We start from the raw sequence: 18,953 nt of genomic DNA on the forward strand, positions 1-18,953 counted from the left end.
GCTCCAATAGTATATGCATATAAATATAAGTAACCACCAATATTGGCAGTTACTTTTACTCGATTTATTAATTTACTCACTCTTAATCTCATTACTTATGATATCAAGTGCTACAGCTAATTGTAGTTTATTTTTCTTATACCTAAGCGTTTTTTCATATTGTGCCAAAGATATCTCTCCTAAAATTAATTTCTCTGAATTAATTCTGGATATTTCTACTGTCACAATTAGCTCTTTATCCAATAGAACAGTATACAAATCTTCACCTTGTTCTGGTACCCATTCTAATACAAATGCACTTTTAGTCTCTGGTCTCACTTCATACAAAAGTGAAAGTAACTCAGGGTTATCACCAGCAAACAACGATTTTCTTGATTGAAGCAACTGTTGACGATACTCTTTTTCTATTAACGAATCTATCAATTTCATTTTATTCTCCCCGGAGTCGTTGTAATTAGGTTACCATGTTTATCAGTTAAGATAGTTATAATATTAGTAGATTTGTTATTACTAAACTTGTCAATTCCTATCATTTTTTCTGTAATCACTACGCGTTCATAACGAATACCATCATTACTTTGAATAGTTCGTGTGATAGGAGATTGAACAACCTTCTTATCAGATAAGATCCTTTTCAATTCATCTTGACTAATACTAAATTGGCTTGCATTATCTTTTCCAGAAAAATGTCGATGAATCACATGTTCCCAACCTGCTTTTTTATTACCGCCCATAAGATTTATCCTTGATTGAACGATGCCATATGTTTCTTTTGCTGATGACTTGATATAATCATTAGCTTTATTAATAATTTTTCTACTTTCAGCAGGATCTTTGGCTTTCACTGCTTTTTTTATCGCTACCGTCAAATTCGTTGCTAATTTTCCACTAGGAATAACACTGAGAGTAGCAAGAAGATAATCTTCCAATTTCTCTGCATCATAAAATCCTTTCGTTGCGCCAATGACAGGGATGTAATCCATAACTGCTAACGCAGCTTGCTGACGAGCTTCCACACGAATTAAAGCCTCTTTATCACCTTCCATTGCAGCCAACATATCTTTTTGGTTTTCTAACGCTAACTGAGTAAGCTGATGATCAATATAGTTATAACGAAAAACTATCTCAGATGCATTTGCACCACTGTAAGCACCATCCGGCGTTCCTGTTACTATTGCTCCCGCTACTGAACCAAAAACTTTTGCTAGCTGGGCATTAGATTCATTATCAGACATAGCCTTTATTAGCTTATTTAACTGACGTTCTGATTCATCACGAAATTTAGGCTCAAACAAGCTATTATCCATAATAGAACCAGCCAATTCCGCAGCCAAAGCCCCTGCCATTGCGCCTTTAACATTTCCTCTGCCAATTTCAGCGCTTATCCCTGCGACAACTGCATGGCTTAACGTTTTACCCGGCACTCCAAGCACTTCGCCGTTGTCACCAATTAATCTGGCACCTTCCGCATTAATCTGGCTGCCAATATTAGCCAACAGAGCCGTAGTCAAATTATCTTTAAAACTGCCGCCATTAATAGTGGTATTCAAGCTGGAACTAATAATGGATTGACCCGCTACCCGTTGGACGACTTTATTCCAATCACCATTGCTGATTTGGGGTAATTTCGCTTTTGTGGGATCTAATTTGGTACCATCAGCCGCTTTATCCCATCCCATGTAGGAATCAAATCCGGCCAATGCGCCACCAATCGCCATTGAGGTAATGGTTGATTTAACCGCATCACTGCTACCTAATACTTTTAGCGCTTTGGATATGTCCCCCTGATTATCCACAATAGCAACGGCCGCCTGTGCCGCCAGTGATGACATTCCCGCAGTTAACGCCCCACCCGCAACGCTATTACCCGCATAAGATGCGACAGATGCCGCCAGAGAACTGCCTGCGGTTGCCGCCGCCGCTGCAATCGCAATTACCGCAGAAACTACTGGATTCAAATGCTGGCTCTTGTGATCCCAACTGTCATAAGCGTCTTTGACCACATTCCACTGGATATCTTTATTTTCTCGAAACCCTTTCAACCAAGCTGTTTCTGGCGTATTTCCCAATACGGCTAATACATTTTGCAATGACTGACCATTTTTAGCTTTAATATCAGCACTAACACCCTTGGCTGCTTCCACTGTCAATTTTCCACCAGTGAAAATCTGCGGTAATACCCATTGGGTTTCGGTATAACCTTTATCCCTTTGCTTAATATAAAAGCCTTTGGAATAGGTAATAGTCTGTTCAAAAGCGGTATTTTTTACTGCTTTAAAATTAACTTTACCGTGAGTGCTGGTCAGTTTGGCGTTTTTATTAGTCGCAATTTTACTGGCTTCGTAAGTGCTATCATCCCGGCTTAACAGGTTAATATCACCACCCGCAGTAAATTCAGTGACTTTATTAGTGACATCATGACGGGTACGTTTAATGGTTTTCTTTTTGCCATACCACTTACGTTTGGTTTCTGTTTTCTCATAGTGGCTAGATTCTTCCATTGCCTGAGCGTACAGATAACCGCCTTTCGCCGCGACGTCCATCGCACCTTTGGCCGTCAGTTTAGTGGCTTGGAAAAGAATACTGCCGTTTGAAATAACAGTTAATATACCGCCACTAGTCAATGCAGTACCTTGCTGTGTGACTGATTCAGTGAATTCCCTGCCTTTTTCCCGGTAAGAATGATTCTGCACTGATTCAAAACGCATATTGCCGCCGGAAGAAATCGTTGTATTTCCTCCTGAGCTTAATGTAGCGCCTTGGGTAATCAGCGTTCCATTAGCAGCTAAGGTAAGCTGTTTTCCACCATTAACTACAGCAACGATATGACGATCATCTTTATTATTATCGTTCTTATTATCAATAGCGGAATAGCCCAGAGCTAACAAGTTAATATTCCGACCTGCTGATAATAATGTATTACCTTTGGCGTTAATTTGAGCCGCCTTGCCATTGATATCGGCACCACTGATAATATTGATATTATTTCCTGCGGTTAATCGGCTACTTAATTCACCAGAACGGGATGTGGAAAATAGTTTATTCAGTGAAGGAGATAATTCACGGGGAGTGAGATCAATGTTTTTTGCAGCGGTCAAGTTGATATCTTTTACCGCTGAAACATTAACTCCCTTAATAGATAAATTTCCGCCAGCATTAATGACAACCGAGCTTTTTGCATCAAGCTTACCTATTGTAGATAACATCTGATTAAACAGCGTTTGTTCCTTACTCTCAGCGCTCACATCCCCCATTCGTTTATGTGTCAATAACTCACTGTTATTATCAATGGTAATATCATGATTTGCAGTTAAAGAAATATTATGACTTTTCGTTAAGAGGATATTGCGAAGAAGAATGTTCTTACCTGCATGTAAGAGTAAATCACCCGTAGCTTCTAAGCTACTTATTTTACGCGTATTATCAGGATTAAAATACCCTGGTTTGCTACTACTCTGAAACTGAATATTCCCGTTTCGACTGATAATAGTTACATCTTTGCCTTTTAGTTCACCTTGCAAAGCATTAATATTATTAGTTGCTGTCATAGATAAATTATTTGACGAAATCAATGCTGCATTATTAAGATTAATATCATTCTCGGAAATAATATTTAACCCATCAATAGCCTTTAGTTTATCAGTGATATTGATTTTACCTGCGTGAAGCAAAATGTTTTTTGCTGATAATGTGTCAGGTCGGGCAGTTACAGTTACTTCTGACAGATTTTTTGCATTATCAGGAATCAACGTACTGATATTTAAATTATTTTTAAAATCCGCTACTAGATTTTTTTCCGCACTAATTGAAGACGATATATAACTTTCTTCCCCCCAAGTATATAACTCTCCTTGCTTAGTATATTCTGCATCTTCATAAACATAAAATAAATCCCAATCACCCGGTGGTGCATCATCATCTTTGAATTCACTGCCAGCCATAGGGTTTGATGTAGTATAATGCCAAAATGTATTTTTCTTACCTAATTGACGGCTGATAATATCAATATTTTCCCCGGTGAGAATAAGATCTTTTTTCGCATATATAGATGAAACATCATTTCGTAAATTAGTTGCATTAATATAAGCATTACCACCAGAAACAATGCTCCCTGCTGGGCTTATCGCCTTTATTGAAAATCTATCCTGTTTAATATTGACAAAGTTATTCTTTAATAAATCGATAATACCAAACCATTTATCCCGATTAAAATCTTTCAATTTTACAGCCAATGTAATGACGGAATCAACACCTTGCCTGATACCATAAAAACTACCAGCCCATTTATTAATTCCTACGGAATCAGCCGGAATGGCTTTCCATTCAGTTATGGTTTTATCTCTTATATTATCCAGTTTATCAGTGCGAACAACCAAATCTCCACTCACAGTCTTTATCGTCGCAGACTTATTTTCAATCAGAGTACTCTTATTACCCTGAGCATCTTTTTGTAACCACATATTATTATTGGCTTGTAGAAGTGCTTTATTTCCAGTGTTACGCAAGGTATCACCAAATATCCGCATATCCCGGCCCGCAGTTACACTCCCTTTATTATCCAATTTAGTATTTGCCAGAGTAATATCCCGTTCCGCTTGTACCTTGATATTTTGCGCAATATGGGTCTCTTTAGCGCTAAGATTAAAATCCGTTTTGGCTTTAGCATTTCCCAGCTCAATTTTGCCATTAACGTTTAAAGTAATATCACGCTGATTGCTGATTAAATCCTTAAGATTAACACCGACACCATCTTCTGTGGCAACCAAACGGATTTTATTAGCATACATACCGCCTAATGCTTTGGTATCCACCGCTAATTGAGGTTTAGCACCTTCTCCAGTGATTTTTTTCACTGTGCCATCGTTAAAATCAATCCGGTTAGCTCCCTGCGTCAGGGATAAATTATTAGCTTGAATTTTTCCATTTAATTCAGTCGCCCGGCTGATAATATCGATATAATCTGTCGATTTGCCATCCAGCCCTTTGCCACCAATGATAATCTGTCCTTTTTTAACCTCCAATGCTTCCAACGCGCCCTGTTTATCAAATTGAGGTTTACCGGTAGTCAATGTTGCACTGCCGGTATTGATAAAACCACAACCATCACAAGTAATGCCATTAGGGTTGGCAATCATCACATTGGCTTTATGACCAACTATCTCTAGTTTCCCTTGGAGATCAGATCGACCACTACCGGTGACTTCATTAATAATCAATTCAGCCGATTTACCGTTCAAGTTAGGGTTAGCGTTAAGCTGCCCGGCTAATTGTGATTTAGCTGCCTGAGTGGCGTTATTTAATACGGCACCCTGAGTGGCAATATTAAACTCTTTATAGGTGTTGTGAGATATTCCTGCACCATTAGGCGTAGCAATATTTACAATCGGCACATTACCCTGGTTTTGTACCTGTGTTCGGTTATTATCTGGCGTGATCCCGGCCGCAATAGCAGGGTGAAGGGGATACACGGCAGTAAGATAAATTAAAAGATAACAAGCGCCCCTTGCCATAGGGCCGTTACGTCTTTCCATTATTCTGTCCTTTCTTAATTTGAGTACAAAGTTATTGGTATAAATATCCGTATTACATCGCTAAAAAATCAGTGATACAGACCAGTAAACTACCCAGTTATCCGGTTTCAGGTGGTCTGGATAAATCAGAGGTGTTCCCAATGTCATCGTTTGATTGAACTTACTGTGCGTCAGTGATATGCCAAGCGCTGTACCGGTAGCATTACCGCCATAAATTTGTCCGGTTTTTCCTTGTGACCAACCCGTATCCAGTGCTCCCGTTAAGGCAAGTTCACCTACAGGAAAAGTTGCAATCTGCCAGTTCAACTCATTACGCCAATACCCACCGCGATTGCCGGTCAGGTATTGTTCTTTAAATCCCCGAACAGAGTATTGCCCGCCTAATGAGAGACGTTCACTGGCATAAAGGTTGTACGGTGTGGTTTGACCGTAAGCAGATGAAAGGTAATAAATAGAGTCGGAGATCGGGATAAAATAGCTAGCACTCAGGCTGAATTTACGGAATTGGCTACGTGGAGCATCTGGGAAATACGGGTCATCTTTTGTTGCACCTAACACGGGTAGACCATAACTCAATGCAGGGTTGAAAGTGATATAGCCACCCGCCAGTACCGAACTGTAATTAATACCAAGATTAGCAACACTTAATATCGGACTGCTGATAGATAATTTCTTTCCTGCAAACAAATTAGCCGTCTGACGATGTGTTATTCCTGCATTCAAAGTCAGTTTCTGCTCACCGTCACGATATAACGTCCGGTTTATTGCTAGCCGGTGAGTCTGGTTGTCACCTTCATAGAGGTAGGTTTGTGAGCCAATCGGAACGTTCTGAAAAGAATCGTTCCACGCATATTGATAATTGAACAACCAGTCACCATAAGGAATCGTCACATTGGAAGAGAGACTTCGGCTGCGGTGGTTATTACGAAAATCGTTGTTGCGACTAACAGACAATGACCATTGGTCTGCAAGATGTAATAGGTTATCTACATTCACACTGGCGTTGATTTGCCCGGTGCCAGTACTTTTTTGACCACTATTATCTATCCCCAAACTGGCACCAACCGGCAAACGAGTCGATATTCGTTTTAAGATAACCGCAGAATAACCGGGCTGTTTTCCCGGCTGAATATCAATGGTTATCTGTTGGGAAGGAAGCCGGTTCAGTTGTTCCATCCCCTGTTCAATATCCCGTAGATTCAATGTCTTACCAACCATTCCCGGAAAGGCCATTTTCAATGAAAGGGATGTCTCACCATCAAGCGTGATTGATTCAACTTTGCCCTCACTCACGGTAATAATGAGCGTACCGGTGGATAAATCCTGTGCTCTGAGTCCAGCCCGAGAAGTGACATAACCTCGCTCGATATAGGCATTCGATACTTTACGCACCAGTTCATTAATATCTGGCAAGGTTAAGCAACGGGTTAAATAAGGTTGTATTAGTTTTTCCCTTACTGATTGGGAAAGGCTTGCAACACCTTCAAATTGAATATAGCGGATGGTATGACAAACAGATTTAGCACCATCAGTTTCGGGCTCTAAAGCTGGAGACAAAGTGATGTTGTTACGTAACGCCTCCCGCTGCTGTTGAGCCTGCTGCAATAACGCTTTCTGTTGTTGAGTGATAACCTCTTGATCCGCCGGGCCAATAAACGCCGAAGCATAAGCTTGCCCTGACATAGCGAATAGAGCAGATACAACTAATGTCCTAAAACAAACAGATATTCTTTCCATTGATAATTTTTATTTCACCATGCGTTAATTGTTAAGATAATGAATAACGTCTTATTTTAATTGGCAATCTAGATGAAAATAAAAAACTTTCTTATTTAAGTGTGAATAAAGTCTGGTTTTTTAAATACTTAATAGAATAAGTAACTTTTTATATTTAATGAAATACATCATTTACGATCATGCAAAAACACAATTGTAATTATTTATTTACACTAAGTGTAACTGTAGTTTGACATGAATAAGTTAATCCTTTAGCCTGCCTTTTCATAACGATTTCAATCAGTTCAAAAACTAGGGGAAAGCGTGAAGAATCGTACTCTTGGCAGTATTTTTATCGTAGCGGGCACGACAATTGGCGCAGGAATGCTGGCTATGCCGCTGGCAGCGGCCGGTGTCGGTTTTGGAACAACCTTTGTGATGTTAATCGCTCTTTGGGTTTTGATGAGCTATACCGCTTTATTGCTGGTGGAAGTTTATCAGTACAGCCCGGCCGATACAGGCCTGGGAACGCTGGCAAAACGTTATCTTGGTCAAGGAGGCCAATGGCTCACCGGTTTCAGTATGCTCTTCCTTATGTATGCTCTGACAACCGCTTATATCAGTGGTGCAGGTGAGTTGCTGTCAGGCAGCCTCTCTTCATGGCTGGATAAACCTATTCCTGTCTCATTTGGCGTACTGATTTTCACCCTTGTCGCGGGTTGTGTTGTCACTATCGGCACTCAATCTGTCGATATGATTAACCGCCTGCTATTTACGGCAAAAATCATCTTTCTGGTTATTATGTTGACCGTCATGATGCCCCACATCAAAAGCACTAACCTGATGTCAATGCCCTTGGAACAAGGTTTGGTATTATCGGCTATTCCCGTGGTATTCACCTCTTTTGGTTTTCACGGCAGTGTGCCAAGTATCGTCAATTATATGGGGGGCGATACCCGTAAGTTACGCAAAATATTTGTTATCGGCAGTGCTATCCCACTGACTGCCTATATCTTATGGCAATTAGCCACTCTGGGTGCCATCTCTTCTCATACTTTTGTCGGGATCTTAGCGGAGCAAGCAGGGCTGAATGGGCTGTTAAAAGCGGTGAGAGAGGTTGTCGCGACGCCTCGTGTAGAGCTTGCTGTCCGTCTGTTTGCTGATTTGGCACTGGCAACCTCATTTCTTGGGGTCTCCCTGGGTTTGTTTGACTATATGGCAGATCTGTTCAAACGCCGTAATAATGCGACAGGCCGCCTGCAAACCGGCATCATGACTTTTGTTCCACCATTACTTTGCGCTCTGTACTATCCAAACTTCGTCATGGCGTTAACTTTCGCCGCGGTAGCACTGTCCATTCTCGCCCTGTTACTGCCTTCCATGCTGGCATGGCGTAGCCGTCAAATTGAGCAAAGAGCCTATCGGGTCAAAGGCGGAAAACCCGCTTTGATTCTGGTATTTCTTTGCGGAATTACGGTCATTGCTATCCAGATAGGTATTGTCAGTGGTTTACTGCCAGAAGTGGGTTAATTAAGAAGTCGAAACTGTCCGCATCAGCAATGGTGCGGACAAAATGCAAAAGTAAATTAGAAATTCAAACCAGCACCGATATAAAATCCATCAGCCAGTTTGTTATCCCTATTTCCCTCTTTCCCTCTCATGTTCATAACCCGGTAACCTGCATCCACCGTCAACGGTTTGAATACGGTAAAACGTAAGCCACCCGCAGCCTCAGCATAAGAATCAATACCCGAAGTTAATCTGGATGGCGCACCGTAAGCTTCACCGTACAGCGCTAAAGAGGGCATAATAGTCCAACTCAAACCCACACCTGCGGCTAATGCCTCACCATTTTTCCCATCTTTAGGGGATAAATAGAGAGCCTTACCACCAATGCTGGCCGTCAATGGACCGATAGGCAGGCTAAATGCGGTTCCCAAACTTCCCAACTGCCCGTTATGATCACTGCGGGCCCAGTTGCCATTCAAGGATAATCCGGCACTGTTATCACCAATTGCCGCAGAAGTATGGGTGAAATGGCGACCAGCCTGTACATTCACGGAAATTGCATTCGCAGACTCAGCAATGAACAACAAACTGGTTGCTACCGCAGCAAGATAAATCTTCATTACATTTCCTCTTTATTTACTTAATGTTAAGCATCTTACGTAAATACAACTAAACCGATAGACAACAAAAAGAAATGAATCATCTATACTTACTAAATATGTGTGAATTTTTCATTTCATTTGCTTAATAATTAACTATGTAAATAGTTTTGATTTAAATAATAAACAATAAAATAATAAATAAATTATAAAAAAACACAATATTTGCATTTCGCCATTTGACCAGAATGTTTTTCTTAATCAGCGATTCCGCTGTTTTTTTTCATGTAAAACAGGAGAAGTGTGATGAAAAAGAGAGGACTTACAACGAATGCTGGTGCCCCTGTCGTTGACAACAATAATGTCATGACCGCGGGTCAACGTGGTCCTATGTTGTTACAAGATGTTTGGTTCTTAGAAAAGCTTGCCCATTTTGATCGTGAAGTGATCCCAGAGCGCCGTATGCATGCCAAAGGTTCTGGAGCTCATGGCGTCTTTGTGGTTACTCACGATATTACTAAGTACACCCGCGCTAAGATTTTTTCTGAAATAGGCAAAAAAACCGAGATGTTTGCCCGTTTCTCAACCGTCGCCGGTGAGCGCGGTGCAGCAGATGCTGAACGTGACATTCGTGGTTTTGCGCTCAAGTTCTATACGGAAGAAGGGAACTGGGATTTAGTCGGCAACAATACCCCGATATTCTATCTCCGTGATCCACTGAAGTTCCCAGATCTTAACCATGTTGTTAAACGCGATCCCCATACTAACTTACGTAATCCTGCCTATAAGTGGGATTTTTTCTCTCATCAACCTGAATCACTGCACCAATTAACGATTGATTTCAGTGACCGTGGTGTACCTAAGTCTTTCCGCCATATGCACGGTTTTGGTAGCCATGCTTTCAGCTTTATCAACGCAGATAATGAACGTTTCTGGGTGAAATTCCATTTCCGTTGTCAGCAAGGCATTAAAAATCTGATGGACGAAGAGGCAGAAGTGCTGGTGGGTAAAGATCGTGAAAGTTCTCAGCGTGATTTGTTTACCGCAATTGAGCAATGCGATTATCCACGCTGGAAATTAAAAGTCCAAATCATGCCAGAGAAAGAAGCTAATCTGTTACCGTACAACCCATTCGATTTGACCAAAGTATGGCCTCATGGCGACTACCCGATGATTGATGTCGGTTATTTCGAGCTAAACCGTAACCCTGATAACTATTTCTCAGACGTTGAACAGGCTGCTTTCAACCCCGCTAATGTCGTGCCAGGTATCAGTTTCTCCCCTGATAAGATGTTACAAGGCCGTCTGTTCTCTTATGGTGATGCTCAACGTTACCGTCTTGGCGTTAACCACCATCAAATTCCGGTCAATACACCTCGTTGTCCGTTCCATAATTTCCACCGTGATGGGGCAATGCGTGTCGATGGTAACAGCGGAAACACCGTGACTTATGAACCAAACAATGCCGGATTGTTCCAGGAACAACCTGAATTCAAACACCCATCATTGTCTTTAGAAGGAGATGCCGATCACTGGAACCATCGTCAAGATGAAGATTATTTCAGTCAGCCTCGTAAACTGTTTATGTTAATAAACAGTAAAGAGCATCAACGTATGTTTGATCGTATCGCCAGTGAGCTATCGCAAGCACATGAAGATACTCAACGCCGTCAGGTTGAGCTATTCAGAAAAGTTCATCCAGAATATGGCGCTGGTGTTGAAAATGCGCTGAAAAAAATCAAAGGGTAATCACTAACAACACCGCATCATTAATTATCTCTGCCCATGACTCCATTAGTGATAATGGGCAGTACGAAAATAAATCAAAATAGCTCAATATAAACTTGGCAAATCCAACACCCATTTTTTGATTTGCTGACGGGAAATTTTAATGCCGCTATTTTTAAACTGTTGAGGTAACAGATAGTAAGCTGCTGGGCGCTGAAAAGAAGCCAATTTATCACTCAACCATTCCGGTAATAAGTCGATAACTTCAGCGGAGTGACTATCTATGACCGCGACAGGGCGATAACCAAATTCAGGGTCGGGTACGGGAACAATAAAGTTTTGCGCGACCTGTGGATAGGTATTAATCACCCGTTCAATATCTTCCGGCTGAATCCCTTCTCCACCGCTGAAAAATTGATTATCCATCCGGCCAAGTATCTGCAACTCATCACTTTGTATCACGCCTCGATCTCGGGTATGAAACCAACCATCACGATCAGCTAACGGTTGTAATTTTCCATCCAGCCAGTATCCATTGGCAAGGCTGCCAGAACGAATCTGAATTTCCTCATTTATCAGCCGAATTTCTTTGCCCGGTAAGGGATTACCGACACCGGGAAGATCGTCTGCCCGTTTAATACATACTGTTGAAGCCAATTCAGTTAAACCATAGCTACACCAACAGCAAATACCTTGCTGTTCCGCTCTTTGAGTCAATTCAATGGGGATCATTGCTCCACCCAACAGCACTTGTTTCAAATTCAGTGTCTGATTTTGTGACTGTTCCAGTAACCGCCAAAGCTGGGTCGGAACCAATGAAGCATGGGTACAATCGGCCAAAGCATGATCTAACAGATGGGTATTTCTGAGCACTAAAGAAGCCCTTTTGGTTAGCCAGCGCCAAATGATCCCCTGACCCGACACATGAAACAACGGCAATGAGAGCAGCCAGCTATCTTGTTGTTGAAAATCGATTACTGAAAGTACATCTTGCGCGCTAGCAAGATGAGCATGAATTGAGTGAACAGCCGCTTTAGGCAATCCAGAAGAGCCGGAGGTCAGTATCATACTGGCTGGGCGCATAGCATCCCACGCGACTGAATTATCATCAGAATTTAATGGTTCACTTTGCCAATTGAGGGATTTGGCATTCATCACAAGCAAGTTATCACCACAAAAATCAGCCACAAAATCGATATTCAAATGTGGCAGTAATTCAGCCAAGAGCATTTCAGGCAGTTGAGGATTCAGTGGCAATACCCGTGCACCACACTGTAGCGCGGCAAGATAGCAGAACAACATCTCTTCACTGTTCTTCCCTCGCAGCATTACACCACTGCCTTCAACTACCCCCTGTTGGCGAAAATTGGCCGCTATGGTATCCAAAGAGATAACTAATTGATGCCAGGTTAGGGAACGATTACGCAACTTGACAGCAATATTTTCAGGGCTAAACGCTGCCCAGTAGCGCCACGGCCACTGGGTAAATGAATTTAACTGCACCATGCGATTTCTAACTCGTCCAATTCTGTTACTGGCATCGTGCTACCCGGCCAACAGCGCACTAACTGAGACTGAATCAATTCCAGCGTATCCAGCCCAGGAATAGTCGCTGGCGTCAGCCAATGAGCAATGCGGGCAAGCTGAGTCAAACCGAAGCTGGTTTCAATACTGGAACTGATCACCGCCTCCAACCCCACATTGTGCGCGGCTGAAATCAACTGACGACAACGGGCAAGGCTTCCTATCAGAGTGGGTTTGATCACAATAGCCGTCACCCCTGCTTGTGCCTCTACGTTAAAACCTTCATCACGAACGCTTTCATCCCATGCAATGGCGATCCCGGTATCACGGGCAAAAGCGAGTGATTGTTGTGGGGTTTGACAAGGTTCTTCCAAAAAGGCAATTCGGTTGCGGTAATCAGGATTGACATACTTAGCGAAACTGTCCGCTTTAGCACGGCTCCAACGACGGTTAGCATCCAGCCTCAAAGATAGATCCGGTACTGCTTCCAGCAGAACGTTAACGACCATGCCGTCACGCACAGCTTCGTACAACCCGATTTTCACTTTGGCAACTTTTTGTCCACTCATGTTACTAAGACGAACAATCAGTTCATCAGGATCACCATTGCACAGTGGCACTTTCCGGTAATCAGCCTCTTCCGGTAAGTTACCCTGTAATTCAGCTAATGCACAGCTAATCCCAAATGCAACAGAAGGTAATTCACTCTCATCAGGTTCAGCGCCAAGATGCCACTGTCTAAGCCATGCCTCCGCGGCTTCACCTGCCTGTTCAACCGTTTCTTTGCTGAATTCCGGCAATGGTGCAATTTCACCCCATCCCTGTTGACCATTTTCCTGTAAGTGAACCAAAAAACCATCACGAGTTTTAAGCCGCTGATATCGCAGGATAACACCGGCCTCCATTGGCAATCTGAACCGGTATAAAATTGCAGTACGCATTATGGGTTACGTTTAAATTTACTGAAATCAGGGTGGCGTTTCTCAACGAATGCATTACGTCCTTCCTGACCTTCTTCTGTCATATAGAAAAGCATGGTGGCGTTACCTGCCAGCTCTTGCAAGCCAGATTGACCATCACAATCCGCATTTAGAGCGGCTTTCAGGCAGCGCAGAGCCATTGGGCTATTTTTCAGCATTTCACGACACCAGCGGACGGTCTCTTTTTCCAGATCCGCATAAGGCACAACTGTATTAACCAGCCCCATTTCCAACGCTTGTTTAGCATCATATTGACGACACAAGAACCAGATTTCGCGGGCTTTTTTCTGACCAACAATCCGTGCCATGTAAGATGCCCCCCAACCGCCGTCAAAAGAGCCCACTTTAGGCCCGGTCTGACCGAAAATAGCGTTATCAGCCGCAATGGTCAGGTCACACACCAGATGCAGTACATGACCACCGCCAATCGCATATCCAGCAACCATAGCAACGACGGGTTTTGGACAAGTACGAATCTGGCGCTGGAAATCCAATACATTCAGGTGATGCGTGTCATTGGCATCTTTATAACCACCGTAATCACCACGGATTTTTTGATCACCACCAGCACAAAAAGCTTTTTCACCCATCCCCGTCAGGATAATCACCCCGATACTGTCATCATAACGGGCATCATCCAACGCCTGCATCATCTCTTTGACCGTCAATGGCCGAAATGCGTTACGGACTTGTGGACGATTGATGGTGATTTTAGCCATACCATCGGTGGATTTGTGATAAAAAATATCTTCAAACCCTTCAGAGCAGTCCTGCCATACAATTGGGGCATAAAGTTCTTCTTCGCTCGGGTAAATCATATTCGTATTCCTATACATTAAAGAGTGATAAAAAATGGTTTACGACCGCAGCAAACGCCGCCGGGTTCGCTCGGTGAGCATTATGCCCAACATGTGGAATAGTTTGCAGCGGCAAAGCGCAACGTTTTGCCAATTGTTGGAATTTCTTATCATTTTCGCCACACAGATAAGCAAAAGGTAACGTCAGTTGTTGCAATACCGGTACTAACCAAGGTTGATGTCCAAGTGAGGTATTTTCCAGCATATCAGCCACACCATCGCCATTATTACGGTGACGTACTTTGATCAGTTGCTGACGCTGTGCAGGTAATAGATCAGAAAAAACCGGCTGCTGATACCAATCAGATAAAACCTGTTCAATCGGCTGAGAACGAAAACGTCTGGCCCAATTTCTATCGTGATCAAGACGATTATTCCGCTCCTGTTGAGAAAACAACCCAGGATTTCCCCCTTCAACCAGCAATCCGCATAATCCCTGATTATCACCATAACAAGCATGATGCATGGCAATGCGTCCACCCAAGGAGTAACCCATCAACCAATATTGATCAATTTGCTGTTCTCTTAACGTTTCAGATAGAAGACGGCTCATATCGGCGAAATCTTTTATCTGTACCTTTGAGGAATCACCGTGGCCAGGTAGATCGATGACCAATGAAGGATGCTGAGCACACAGATTCACTAGCGGCAACCATTCGTCGCCACAGCCCAATAATCCATGCAACCACACCAGCCAAGGGCGGTTATTGTGACCATTGAACTTACGACAAGCGAGGTTCACAACATAGCCACCTGTTTTAACAGTTGTTGCAAACACTCCGCCCCTTCTCTATCCGGCACTGTTAGCTCAATCAGTGTGGTTTCATTTTGTTGCCATGCCTGTTCAATACTTTGTTGCAATTCCGTCCAATTTTGTGGGCTGGCATACTTCAAGCCAAACATCGCCGCAGCATGATCAAAATTAACGTATTGAGGCATACAGTAAAAACGCTGCCTTGCTTCTTCCTGTGTGGGTAGTAAAGAGAAAATTTGCCCGCCGTTATTATTTACCACAATGAATACCATTGGAGCGGAAGGATGACGCAACAGAGCCAAACTATTGAGATCATAAAGCGCCGATAAATCACCGATAACCGCCAAAGTAGGCTTTGCCGTTGCCCGTTGCACACCTGCCGCAGTGGAAATTAACCCATCAATGCCGCTAGCGCCCCGGTTACTGTAAACCGGATATCCCGCCGGTAATTGCCCCAGCGCATCGATCAAACGAATAATCAGGCTGTTACCGACAAACAACTGCCCGCGTTCAGGCAGTAATTCACGCAATCGATAGGCCACCGTTGCTTCACCAAATTTCCCAGCCAATTCAGTTCTGACGCAGTTAACGGCTTTTTCTGACCAGACGATAAGCTCTTCTGCCCACAATGTACACGATTGTGCCCACGGTATACGCGGCTGTGCGGGATGAGCCAATAACCAGTCAGCAATATGACAGGTCAATTTTTTGCCACGATGATTGGCAGGATCAAGCCGGCCTGGTATCGGATCAATAATCCAAAACTCCTGCGGCTGGCATTTCGCCTGCCACTGTAACACGCGTTTCCCTATCAGGCTGGAACCAAACTGCACTATCAGTTGCGCTTGCGCTAAAATCTCCTGCACATGAGGATTATCCAACCATAAATCGGCACAAGGCAGTGGCTGTCCAGTTTGTGAAAGCACATTGCCAATCAGCGGCCAGCCCAATGCCTTTGCCCATTTAGCAACATTAACTCCCTCTTCGGCACTCATTCGACCAGCCAATACAACGCCTTTTTTCTGTTGCCAACAGTCCCAATCCGGTACTTCTGCCACAACATTAGCGACTGGCTGGCTCAGCCAAGGTGTTTTACTTTTCCACCAATCGCCTAACTGCTGCTGCCACTCATCATAAGCAGGCTCTTCATTACCATATAAGGGTTCGGCAAATGGGCAATTAATATGCACGGCGCCATGTCGCAAATTCGCCATACTATGATCTATGACAGAAACCAGCCAGCTTGCCGCTATATCTACGGTCGGCCTCGGTAAAGAAATGGTTTGGCATGGATGAGAAGCAAAAATACCATTTTGACGAATAGCCTGATTCGCGCCACAATCCATCAATTCTGGTGGCCGATCAGCGGTAAGGAAAACCATTCGTTCACCCGTTAAACTGGCTTCAATTAATGAAGGATAGAGATTTGCCACTGCGGTTCCAGAAGTAACGATAACGGCAACCGGCTCTCTGCTTGCTTTGGATAATCCCAGTGCCAGATGTCCCAATCCACGTTCGTCAAAATGAGTATGACAAATCAGTTTGTTATTTGCTGCGGCAGCGATTGTCAAAGGCGTAGAGCGTGAACCGGGTGCAATGCAAACATGACGTAATCCGTGGCGAGTCAGTGCTTCCAATAAAAGTTCCGCCCAGCGGCGGTTAAATGCGCTGTTTGACATAGTTTACTCAAAGAATTTCTATAAAAGCTGGCTATTAGCCTAACGGCACCGATAATTATTTCTTTATCCTAGTTCAATGAATTGCCATTTAATCGGAGATTGTTTTCATTCACCTTTCAGCAAAGTGCGCAACCCGGCAGCTTTATTCTCTATCTCTATCCACTCCTGTTGTGGATCAGACCCCATCACAATCCCCGCACCGGCATACAATGAAAGTAAATTGTTGTTAATTTGCGCGCAACGTAGTGAAACCGCAAACTCACTCTGTTCACAGGAAAGATATCCTGCGGACCCTGCATACCAATCACGACTGAATAACTCGCTATCACGAATAAAATCACGCGCCGCTTCACGAGGTAATCCAGCAACCGCGGCCGTTGGTTGTAAACGATGCAAGCAATCACTATCACTGGCACTCTTTAGTTTTCCCTGAATTCGGCGGCGCAAATGCTGAACTTTTCGCAAACGAATCACATCTGGCGGAGCAACATCGACAGAAACCACAGCGCCTTGAAGACGCTGGCAAATATCATCAACAACGAGCAGGTTTTCATGCTGATTTTTTTTATCACCGAGCAACCATTGCCCCAATTTTTCGGCTTGCTGAGCATCATCAGAATTGGCAACCGTCCCCGCCAGCGCCTCTGTATAAAGCTGAGTCTGCTTACGGAGGTAAAGCCGTTCTGGTGAAGACGCCAAAAATGCCTCATGCTGATTAAAAGCGAGCATAAAATGATAACAACGGTGATTTATCTGGCGACTCGCTGCCATAAACTGTGCAGCCGCTAAAGATTCACTCAGTTCGAGTTGCGTCTTACGCGCCATCACTACCTTCTCCATCTTACGATGGGTGATAGTGTGCAAAGCCTGCTCAATCAAATCACACCACCGGGCGCGTTCCGGCACATTCTCCGCGTTCACTACCACCGCCTGTAACGCAGAGAATTCCTGATGCGGGACTAACTGTCGCAGAAATTCCTGTGCATTCCTCATATCCTGTCGGCCAGCTATATTCAAATACAACCAGCTTTCGTCACGGTAGCGACGTAATTCGATCCGGGGCAAAAACAGATAACCCGCTTCCCCTGCTTCGGATTGCGTAATACGGGCTGGTTGAATCCGATCCCAAGCATTCAGCCCCCAGATCCGTATCCGTGGAAACTGGCGGTTTCTCTGCAAAAAATTTTCGGCTAAAGCCATATCACTGAAAAGATGAATTTGCCCACAAGCAGCGACTTCTTCATGGCCCTCTCTGTGATGCCAATAGAACTGCGGATAATGAGACTGCGCTGCCAGCCATTCCAGCCAGTAAGTGCTGCAACCTGCTGGCAGAGGAAATGAAATCTGTTGAATACCAACTTCGCTAACTTGTTTATTATTCAGTGTGTTGCATACATCAGCGACAACATTAGCAATTTGATTCACCACTTCCGCCTCAAAAGACATGATAGAAAGTAGGATTATACGGGGCATTAATAATAATTAAAGCCCTGATTATTTATGTAGTTATGCTTGTTCGATTCCGTTAGCGACATGCTCTTATCCCAATACTGAAATACGCTAAATCAGAAGCTTTATCCTTCAGATAATGAATATTAAGTTCATCCGCATAATCAATTTTCACGATGCAATTTATAAAAAAACGACTCTTTTACTTACTACGAAAAATTTACTAAATAAATACCGTTATTATAAACAACGGAATAAATATTTATTCCTCTATGAAAATATCCCTATAAAAAACAGATATTATTCCCAGAATAGCTAAATAGAATTATAAAAAACACCTTCTTATTTGTTATTTAAACCATCACATGAACAATTAAGACTTTAATTAAATATAAATCTAAAAATAATAAAAACTTTATTCAATGACACAAGGAAAATAGGATGCTATTCCATCTATTTTTTAAACATACCATAAATGACAAAACAAAAAACATCTAATTTATTCTTGATAAAAAAACCACATTACCTATCTTTTAAATTAATAATATATAAATTATATAATCGTCACATCACAAAAATAACATAACTAATTGTTTTAAAATGAATTTTCATAAAGATAACATTAAA

12 protein-coding genes are annotated in these 18,953 nt (G+C 42.8%); 2 read left to right on the forward strand and 10 right to left on the reverse strand.

What is annotated here, in order from left to right:
* Positions 1-72 precede the first annotated feature (72 nt).
* Genes SLS51_RS09620 through SLS51_RS09630 form a run of 3 tightly spaced genes read right to left on the reverse strand, consistent with a single transcriptional unit; the run spans position 73 to position 7,268 of the window.
* Positions 73-429, reverse strand: a complete 357-nt coding sequence (locus SLS51_RS09620) for a hypothetical protein (protein WP_065389817.1) — start codon at positions 427-429, stop codon at positions 73-75.
* The gene (locus SLS51_RS09625) at positions 426-5,531 is read right to left on the reverse strand and encodes a DUF637 domain-containing protein (protein ID WP_323837746.1); all 5,106 of its coding nucleotides are present in this window, start codon (positions 5,529-5,531) and stop codon (positions 426-428) included. Before SLS51_RS09625 ends, SLS51_RS09620 begins: the two co-directional genes overlap by 4 nt.
* Positions 5,532-5,591: 60 nt before the next feature.
* The gene (locus tag SLS51_RS09630; protein WP_323837748.1) at positions 5,592-7,268 is read right to left on the reverse strand and encodes a ShlB/FhaC/HecB family hemolysin secretion/activation protein; all 1,677 of its coding nucleotides are present in this window, start codon (positions 7,266-7,268) and stop codon (positions 5,592-5,594) included.
* Between the two features lie 303 nt (positions 7,269-7,571).
* Between SLS51_RS09630 and tyrP the strand changes: the two genes are divergently transcribed.
* On the forward strand, positions 7,572-8,777 hold the full coding sequence (gene tyrP / locus SLS51_RS09635) for a tyrosine transporter TyrP (protein ID WP_439126862.1): 1,206 nt from the start codon (positions 7,572-7,574) through the stop codon (positions 8,775-8,777).
* 56 nt (positions 8,778-8,833) lie between these two features.
* On the opposite strand, the gene SLS51_RS09640 is transcribed toward tyrP, so the two are convergent.
* Complete coding sequence (locus SLS51_RS09640) at positions 8,834-9,376, reverse strand: YfaZ family outer membrane protein (protein ID WP_323837750.1); 543 nt, start codon at positions 9,374-9,376, stop codon at positions 8,834-8,836.
* 285 nt (positions 9,377-9,661) lie between these two features.
* Here SLS51_RS09640 and SLS51_RS09645 point away from each other — a divergent pair, with 285 nt between their 5' ends.
* Positions 9,662-11,104 (forward strand): catalase, encoded by a 1,443-nt coding sequence (locus tag SLS51_RS09645; protein ID WP_323837752.1) that lies wholly within the window; start codon positions 9,662-9,664, stop codon positions 11,102-11,104.
* Between the two features lie 84 nt (positions 11,105-11,188).
* Here the strand turns inward: SLS51_RS09645 and menE are convergent, their stop codons facing one another.
* From menE to menF, 6 genes are all read right to left on the reverse strand, one after another.
* Positions 11,189-12,589, reverse strand: a complete 1,401-nt coding sequence (menE, locus tag SLS51_RS09650) for an o-succinylbenzoate--CoA ligase (RefSeq protein ID WP_323837753.1) — start codon at positions 12,587-12,589, stop codon at positions 11,189-11,191.
* On the reverse strand, positions 12,577-13,548 hold the full coding sequence (gene menC / locus SLS51_RS09655; protein ID WP_323837755.1) for an o-succinylbenzoate synthase: 972 nt from the start codon (positions 13,546-13,548) through the stop codon (positions 12,577-12,579). Before menC ends, menE begins: the two co-directional genes overlap by 13 nt.
* The gene (gene menB, locus SLS51_RS09660) at positions 13,548-14,405 is read right to left on the reverse strand and encodes a 1,4-dihydroxy-2-naphthoyl-CoA synthase (protein ID WP_323837756.1); all 858 of its coding nucleotides are present in this window, start codon (positions 14,403-14,405) and stop codon (positions 13,548-13,550) included. Before menB ends, menC begins: the two co-directional genes overlap by 1 nt.
* Positions 14,406-14,415: 10 nt before the next feature.
* Positions 14,416-15,186 (reverse strand): 2-succinyl-6-hydroxy-2,4-cyclohexadiene-1-carboxylate synthase, encoded by a 771-nt coding sequence (gene menH / locus SLS51_RS09665; RefSeq protein WP_323837855.1) that lies wholly within the window; start codon positions 15,184-15,186, stop codon positions 14,416-14,418.
* Positions 15,183-16,877 (reverse strand): 2-succinyl-5-enolpyruvyl-6-hydroxy-3-cyclohexene-1-carboxylic-acid synthase, encoded by a 1,695-nt coding sequence (menD, locus tag SLS51_RS09670; protein ID WP_323837757.1) that lies wholly within the window; start codon positions 16,875-16,877, stop codon positions 15,183-15,185. Before menD ends, menH begins: the two co-directional genes overlap by 4 nt.
* A 105-nt stretch (positions 16,878-16,982) precedes the next feature.
* On the reverse strand, positions 16,983-18,302 hold the full coding sequence (gene menF, locus SLS51_RS09675; protein WP_323837758.1) for an isochorismate synthase MenF: 1,320 nt from the start codon (positions 18,300-18,302) through the stop codon (positions 16,983-16,985).
* Between the last annotated feature and the right edge of the window lie 651 nt (positions 18,303-18,953).

Source organism: Photorhabdus africana (assembly GCF_035181445.1).
GTDB classification, from domain to species: domain Bacteria; phylum Pseudomonadota; class Gammaproteobacteria; order Enterobacterales; family Enterobacteriaceae; genus Photorhabdus; species Photorhabdus laumondii.